This window comes from Celeribacter sp. (assembly GCF_048266405.1).
Lineage (GTDB): Bacteria > Pseudomonadota > Alphaproteobacteria > Rhodobacterales > Rhodobacteraceae > Celeribacter.
In genome coordinates, this window is record NZ_JBLWZO010000042.1 from 4,087 (window position 1) to 5,574 (window position 1,488).

The window sequence follows — 1,488 nt, forward strand, 5'->3', positions numbered from 1 at the left end:
TGATCCGTCTGTTGCGGCGCCTGTCGCGGCCGCCGAGAAGGAGGCCTGATATTATGGAATTTCTGGTAGCAAGCAGTATCGGGCTTTTGACCATGTGCGGCACCTATATGTTGCTGCGCGGGCGAACTTTCCCGGTGGTGATCGGTTTGGCGCTTTTGTCCTATGCGGTGAACGTTTTCCTGTTCGCCATGGGGCGTTTGACCATCGATATGCCGCCGATCCTGCGTGATGGGGTGACGGAATATACCGATCCGCTGCCTCAGGCACTTGTCCTGACGGCGATTGTGATTTCGTTCGGGATGACAGCCCTGATCGTAGTGTTGTCGATCCGTGCCTATCTTGAAATCGGCAACGACCATGTTGATGGTCGTCCGGTTGGCGAGCCTTCCGAAGCAGGAGATAAAAACTGATGGGTAACTGGATTATTGTTCCCATTGTGCTGCCTGCCGTGATGGCCGCCCTGATTGTTCTGGCGGTGCGTCACGACATTGTTTTGCAGCGCATATTCTCGATCACCGCGACGGTTGCTCTTGTCGCGGTGACGTTGGCTCTTGTGATCTTTGCCGATGGCAATGGTCCGGAAATGTACGCGTTAAGCAACTGGCCTGCGCCATTTGGTATCGTTCTGGTGCTGGATCGGTTGTCGGCGATGATGGTTTTGCTGACGGCGGTTCTTGGTCTTGGTGTGGTCTTGTTCGCATCAAGCGAATGGGACAAGCGCGGCCAGCATTTTCATGCCCTGTTCCAGTTCCAGCTGATGGGCGTCAATGGTGCCTTCCTGACGGGTGACGTGTTTAACCTGTTCGTGTTCTTCGAAGTGCTGTTGATCGCGTCCTATGGTCTGATGCTGCATGGTGCCGGGGCCGAACGCCTTAAGGCGGGCATGCAATATATCGTCATCAACCTGACCGGATCGTCATTGTTCCTTGTCGGGGTTGGCATGATTTATGCCGTGACCGGGACACTGAATATGGCCGATCTTGCCATTCAGGTGCCATTGGTTGCCCAAGGCGATGCCGCGCTTTTACGTGCCGGTGCGCTGATCCTGCTTTTGGTGTTCTGCGTCAAGGCGGCCCTTGTACCGGTTCATTTTTGGCTGCCGGGCACCTATGCCAATGCCCCGGCACCGGTTGCGGCCCTGTTTGCAATTATGACCAAGGTCGGGGCCTATTCGATCCTGCGGGTCTATTCGCTGGGCTTTGGCGAAAATGCCGGTGACATGGCTTGGCTGGCGCAACCCTATATCCTGCCTGCGGCGATTGTGACCCTTGCGGTCGGGATGATCGGGGTTTTGGCGGCCAAGCGCCTGAATGGTCTGATCGCGTTTTCGGTGATCGGGTCAATGGGAACGCTTTTGATTTCGATTGCGCTATTCACACCCGAAAGCATTTCAGCCGGTCTATACTATCTGCTGCATTCGACCTTTGCCGGTGCGGCCCTGTTCCTGATCGGTGATCTGGTGGCGTCGCGACGGGGCCAATATGGTGA

Annotated in this window: 2 protein-coding genes; both read left to right on the forward strand. The window is 55.9% G+C overall.

Annotated features, from left to right (window positions below):
- Positions 1 to 53: 53 nt before the first annotated feature.
- A complete protein-coding gene (locus ACN0TS_RS19075; protein WP_062948254.1) occupies positions 54 to 410 on the forward strand; it encodes a Na+/H+ antiporter subunit C in 357 nt (118 codons plus the stop codon).
- On the forward strand, positions 410 to 1,488 hold a 1,079-nt coding region (locus tag ACN0TS_RS19080), incomplete at its 3' end, for a monovalent cation/H+ antiporter subunit D (RefSeq protein WP_417260890.1). The genes ACN0TS_RS19075 and ACN0TS_RS19080, both read left to right, overlap by 1 nt.